Annotated in this window: 5 protein-coding genes; all 5 read right to left on the bottom strand. The window is 32.9% G+C overall.

Annotated elements, in window-relative coordinates:
- Positions 1 to 1692, bottom strand: a 1692-nt coding sequence (locus C9J34_RS20995; RefSeq protein ID WP_153062666.1) for a dynamin family protein, incomplete at its 3' end; no start/stop codon positions are given.
- A 254-nt stretch (positions 1693 to 1946) separates the two neighbouring features.
- Positions 1947 to 2252, bottom strand: a complete 306-nt coding sequence (locus C9J34_RS20990; RefSeq protein ID WP_107842109.1) for a hypothetical protein — start codon at positions 2250 to 2252, stop codon at positions 1947 to 1949.
- Positions 2253 to 2393: 141 nt separating this feature from the next.
- Complete coding sequence (locus C9J34_RS20985; RefSeq protein ID WP_107842108.1) at positions 2394 to 4538, bottom strand: dynamin family protein; 2145 nt, start codon at positions 4536 to 4538, stop codon at positions 2394 to 2396.
- 9 nt (positions 4539 to 4547) lie between these two features.
- Positions 4548 to 5765, bottom strand: a complete 1218-nt coding sequence (locus C9J34_RS20980; protein ID WP_107842107.1) for a hypothetical protein — start codon at positions 5763 to 5765, stop codon at positions 4548 to 4550.
- 12 nt (positions 5766 to 5777) lie between these two features.
- Positions 5778 to 6479 (bottom strand): hypothetical protein (locus C9J34_RS22220; RefSeq protein ID WP_193769131.1); only part of this gene is annotated, 702 nt, incomplete at its 5' end.

Genomic DNA, 6479 nt, shown 5'->3' with positions numbered 1-6479 from the left:
AGATTTAACATTATATATTGTTTGTTCAAGACTTGTTAGTTGATCACGGGCTTCAACTTTTTCAGCTAAAGCTTTCTTTTGCTTTTCCTGCATTGCAATTAATTTTCGAATGGCGGCTTCTAATTGGTTCGACCATTCATCTAATTGTTGTTGTAGAGTTTTATTAAAAACCATACCGTACTGAGTTAAATTTTGTTGAATAGCTTGTTTATCAACGACTTCGATTTCATCAAAAACCGTTATATAACCCCAATCTTTGTTTACGAAGCCTCCAAAAAAACGTTTCGCTCCTCCAAATAACCCTTTTTGCTTTTCTTGGCGCTTTATCTTTTCCGAACGTGATTGGACATTTAAAAACTGCTGAGATTGCTGATTGTTTGTGGATGGAACGAGCGATCTTAGTAGCTCCCCTAAATCTGCGCCAAATTCATTCATTAACTTTGAAACGTCCGAATGCTTTTTCTTCATTTCGCTAATGAACGTATCTTCGATTTTTCTTGCACTATTTTTTACACTTGATAAAATTTCTCTTGCACCAATTAAGTCGCTATCGCTTAGCGTATTTATTTTCGTCTTACATTGTGTAAGCTCAGTATTATAGGTTTTAAGTGTCTGCGTAAGCTTGAATTTCATTTTATTAAGTTCGTAGGAAGCGTTATCCATCGCAATAATTTGCTTTTCGAGATCATTTTGGATACGTTCGATTTCTCTTTCAAACGATTCTTTATCACCGCTTAATTTACTTTCTTCTTCTATTAAATTATTCATCATACGAACTAAACTACATCCACGTGTGCGGAATAACTGCGGACCAATTTTTTGCTCATAAGATTGAATCATGTTGAGTAATTGTTCTAGTTGTGATTCTTTTAATTTTTGTTTATCTTTTTGTTGTCGTGCATCAATCGCACGCTTCGCTGATATCTGGACGATCTGGACGATTTCATGCAACGATGAATCGATTGAATCTAAAATTCTTTTTGTACGATTAAAGTGTTCTTTTGCTACTTCTTCACGGCTTTTTTCGACAATTCCATTAACACCAATTTTCGGCACGACAGAATCTAACATATTTTGAACGATAATCATTGGCTTATGTTGCTCATTAATTTGATGTAAAATGCGATGTGTAGTCGCATCTGAATTTGTTTTTAACGTTACTACATATAAGCATAAGTCGATTGTAGGTAAAAGTGTTGATAACGTTAATTCCTCATGACGCTCTAAGCCAAATGCATCTAAGCCTGGACTATCAATAATTTGAATATTATTGGGCAACAAGAAATGCTTTGATTGTAAATGAATTTCTTTTACTTTAAATTTATTTTCAACATTATTAGCTTCATCACCGTATTTTTTTAACGTCTGGGCAACATCTTTCTCTGCAACTTTAATCATTTTTCCATCTTCAAAAACAATTTTGGCGTTAGTCGTATTTCCTTTGGAACAAATAATAATTGACCCCGAGCTTGGACGTACAGCTGTTGGCAATATAGGCTCACCTAACAATGCATTTAGCAACGTTGATTTACCACTGCTTGTTACGCCAACTAATCCGATACGAATCGTCTCATCATTCCAACGTTCCATACTTTCTTCTAGCTGTAAGCGTTGAACTTTAAAGTAATTAGCAAGCGTATTATTTTCAGATAAAAGTTCAAATAACTTTTTTCCATATGTAATCTCGTTCATATTTCCTGATATTCCCCTTTTGTATGTGCATTTAAGATTTAATATTCTATTTAGGGAATGCTGAACAACTCCTGACCATGGTCTTTAAACAATCTTGAATAGAAAACCAGATAATATGTTTTGTACCCACTTTTGTAAAATAATCAAGAAAAGAATCCTTGAGGATCTTTTCTATATTTAATGATAAAGAATTGAAGGGAATAACAGTCTCAATCGACTGTTTTAGACAAGCTTGAATAAGACCTAGCCCAAGTTTAAGCTTGCCTGTGCCGAATTTCCCTTCCTGCTTGCGGATAAGTTTCTGTAATGGCTTCAACTGTTTCTTCATCACTCAATCCAAGTCTTTCCTTGATGATCTGGGAACCAAGTGCAAGTCGGACATTATAGGTCATACTTACTTTTTTAGTATCGCCAAGCGTCTTGATATAAGCCTCTTCCACCTCGTTCCAAGGGATAAGGGAAGCCATACGAACCCAACGATTATCAACGTTTAACCGTCCTCCAAATGGTAAGAAAAATTCGTGTGGCAGGATCATTTGATTTTCGTTGTGTTCGTACATGGTAATCCCTCCTAATCTAAAATTTAAATTTTCGAGTAGTTTCCTTTTGCATCTTTATTCGACAAAAGATGTGGAAAACCTTTTAAATAGAAGAATGTTGGGTTGTTCAGTAGTCTCTAATTAGTTTGAGGTTAATTGAAATTAAATTACGCTTTCGACATTTGATAAGTGTATTAAATGCTCAATTTTTTGTATTCCATCTCGAAGCTTTTTAATTTCAGTTTCTTTATTTTCGAATTGAGTTAAAACAATTTCATATTCGTCTGTGATATTTTTTAATAATTCACTCGTAAAGTTATCTTCAATAAATAACAATTTTTCCTTAAAAGCTTTTACCTCATCAGTAAAGCGATTCGAAATCTCCTCTAAAATTTCACCAACATAACTAGCTAGTTTGTTCTTCATCTCAACTTTAGAGCTTGCATCACGTACTTCACCTGAAAAACTACTACCTAATGTAGATAAATATTGACTAATATCCATTTTGAAAACTGGAATTTCAATCGCCTGTATTGTTTTTTCTGTTAGTAGCTTGAAATAGGCTGGTTCATAAAATTCGGAACCTGTATCAAAATTTTCGATAACAGTAGTTAGTAATTTACGTTTTAATTCATGAAAACTTACAGCATCTAAAAATGCTTGCTCAACCATATTCACAGCATCTACTCCGAAATTACGTAAGTTTTCAAGTGCATCTGAAACATCTAAATAATAATAGCGAGTTTCAACAGTATAGTATTCTGTGCTAGAAGATCCCCAGGAAAAAGGATTGTACCATTTTGAAGTAGATACCGTTCGCGAACGTGTCTCCGTTTCAATACCAGTACGCTCTGTTACATTCGAATAATCCTTACTTGCTTGTCGTAATGCCATACTCCCCTGTGTTTTAGAAGCTTCTAATTTTGTAAATAAATCCGTAAAGATATTTTTTGTTGCAGATTGTATATTTAAGATCTGCGTTTTTATTTCTTGCTTTTGTTTACTAATAGATTCTTGATCATGTTCAACTAGCATGGTAAGACGACGTTTTTGTAAGGTTAATAGATTATTTAATTCCAGTTGAAGTTGTTGCTCTGCTAAAGGTAAAAAAGATTTAGACTTTTCTAAGAGAGTCACTTCTTTTTGTTTTATTACTTCAGTAAATACTTGTTGTACATCACGAATATTACCGATATAATGAAGCATTTCCAAGGTTAAATCATCATGTTCATTCAAGTTCTCAAAAATGATTTGCTCGTCCTTCGCAAATTGATGCTCATCTTTACTACTCATATTATGAGCCATAGACGAAACAAAAATAGGACTCGCACATTCCTTAATGACCACTTTTAACACATCACTTGCGTTTCGCTGCTCTAAGCGTTCAATAAATGCATTAATATTTTTGTTTGCCACACGGCGCAAACGCTTTTTAGTATCTTCATCCGCTTCTTCTAACGAATCAAAATCATAAATGGTATCCTGTAGTCCTTCATCATAACGACTCGCAATCAACACTAAACGCTTTACACCCTTTTGAGGCAGCTGAGACGTTAATAAATCCATATCTGTTTGGTCCAAGAAATTACTAGCACGACTCAAGAAAAATACTACGTCACATACTTCCATAAACTGTTTTGTTTTATCTGTACGTGATGCAATTGGATCATTTAAGCCAGGTGTATCGACAATTGAAATTTCCTGTAGATGTGGATTATTGATTTTTAAAGTAACATGTTTTACAAGTGCTGTTAAACGGCCATTCTCACCAACATATTCATTAAGTTGGCTCATTAGTTCAGTTTCACTAGCAAATGTTACAACCTCTGACCCTTTTTCTAAATAGCTTTGAACGTCAATTTGCTGCTGCTGGGCAAGTTTAACAATTTCACGTGCAACTCGATACTCATCTAATTCCGATTGACTTTTTGCACGCTCTTGAATTTGTTGCCACTCTTCGTGGGAGTAGTAGAAAATCTCAATACTATTTTCTTCAGCATATTCTATTTTCGTCAATGTAGCCGTTTTTGGTGTTGAAGCACGCGGCAAAACGTCCTTCCCATCAAAAATCATCGTATTTAAAAAGGATGATTTACCAGCCTTAACTTGACCAATAATCCCGATATTTAGCTTTCGATTCTCTTGGAAGAAATCATCTATTTTCAACTGGAAACTTTCTTTTAAATTTCGAACCATAGATAAATCTTCTACAGATAAAAACGAAAGCTGTTCAGTTATTTGTTCAAGCTTTGCCAGATGGCGCTGGAAGTTTTCTTGTTCTATTGCAGTTTTGTTAAATAAATGCATGTCGCACCTCTACTTTAAGAATACAATGTTATTTAAATCTCGATAGTTACGTCCATTAAAGTTAGAACAATTTGATAAATTATTGTTACTTTCAATGAAATCCCTAGTATTTTCTACAGAAATTATCGCAATTGGATCATCGTATTTATTTTCTTTTTCTAAATAATTTAATATTGATTGGAGTGAAATAATTCTTAACTGCATTGAAATCTTTTCAAAGTTATTTTTGGAGAATGTAAATTGCTCTACATGACGCACCTTAAACAAATAGCCCTCCCTCACTTTTACGTTTTTTAATTGAAGATTATTAATTTGAATTACTTTTACGTTTTCTATTTCAATCGAATGTATTGGTAGGTAAGCTCCTGAGGCAATAGCTTGTAAACTAACAGGGAATTGTAAATTGTCAATGATAACCTCATCTATTCCTACAATTTTCAACTTAACATCTTCGTCAAAAAATATGCAATCTTTCAGCGTGATTTTCGTCATTGCCGATAATGGACTTTTACTTGAATTTTTTATTTGAACTTTTTCTAACATTATCTGTTGAGCATAATAATCTTTTAAATCCACAACCGTTTTCCCATCTCCAACAATTTTAATTATTGGTGCAAACTTAGATGATATTGCCGTTAAATAATGACCAACACTTAACTGGAATGATCTGTTTTTCTCAAATAAATTGTGTATACTTCCATGGTTGACCGTTAAAATTGCTTTCACTATGTGACACGCTCTATTGAAGTCCCCTTCCGAAATATCTAAATTGTAAACCAGCTCTGCTACATATTCCCCTAAACGCTTCTCCTGATGTATACCTAAAATCATTAAAGAGTCTATTATGAATACTTCTGTTAAATCATTTTCCTTAAGAAGGCTATAAAACTGTGATACATCTTGAAGCGTTAAAGTTTTACTTTTATTTACATAGCTTTCGAATGACTCATTCATTCCGAAATTATTATAAATTCTTGCTACTAGTGAATAACGCTCCATTTTGGATGCTTCACTTTGATGAACAATTGACATGAGTATTTGTAAATAAAGATTTTTCACATATTCATCATGCTGCTCTACAATATGGTATTGGAAAGGGTTGTTTTTAGCTTCTAATAAGAGTTTTTCGAAATCGATACTGCTATCTTTAACTGGTTCTGCTACCTGCGTAGCCAAATCTTCTAATTGTTGCATTACAATTTGGATTTGTTGTTGTAGATTTAACATTTTAGCCTCCGTTTATGGATTAAAAATTAATTGATTTGGGTTACAATTTTTAATTTCATTCCCACTCTCACCTTGCTCAGATATGATGCCATATTCCATATGTAAGTATTCTAAAAAAGTCCTATTGTCAGTAAAATCTTGTTCAATTTGATAAAACTCATATCTTTCGATAGTTGTATTAGCATCATTTACAATTAGTCCTCCTACCTGCCCATTATATTGCCCGTTTGCATTGCATTCAAAAAGTTTATTATTTCTAATATCAAATGTTTTAATTTCACCAAAGAATATTGGTGCATTACTATACGGTACAGAATCTGAAGCATTTAAAGAGATACCTTTAAACAATGAATTATAAATAAATAAGTTTGTCTTTCCAATTGATCTTATTACACCACCGTAAATATAATCCTCTCCACTTACTTCTATATTCTTTACAGCAGATTTTGTGATGTAAATATTTTCTACATATGACATATTAAAGATGTTGCTACTGCTATCTTCAAATAAACAATTATCTATAATAACTCCTTGTATATTAGCTAAATGCAAAGGTGTTGTAATACCAACAAACTCACACTCTTTATAAATAATAAGTTTTTTCTTTTCTATTGCGGTTTCTGTATTTTGGGAAGTAAACTTCATTCTAAAAAAGAGAATAATCTCATCATTTTCAATCATTTGATCGAATTCTTGATTGGTTAACATATCTTT

Source organism: Metasolibacillus meyeri (assembly GCF_003049505.1).
Classification (GTDB): Bacteria; Bacillota; Bacilli; order Bacillales_A; family Planococcaceae; genus Metasolibacillus; species Metasolibacillus meyeri.
This window is presented reverse-complemented; position numbering and strand designations above follow the sequence as displayed.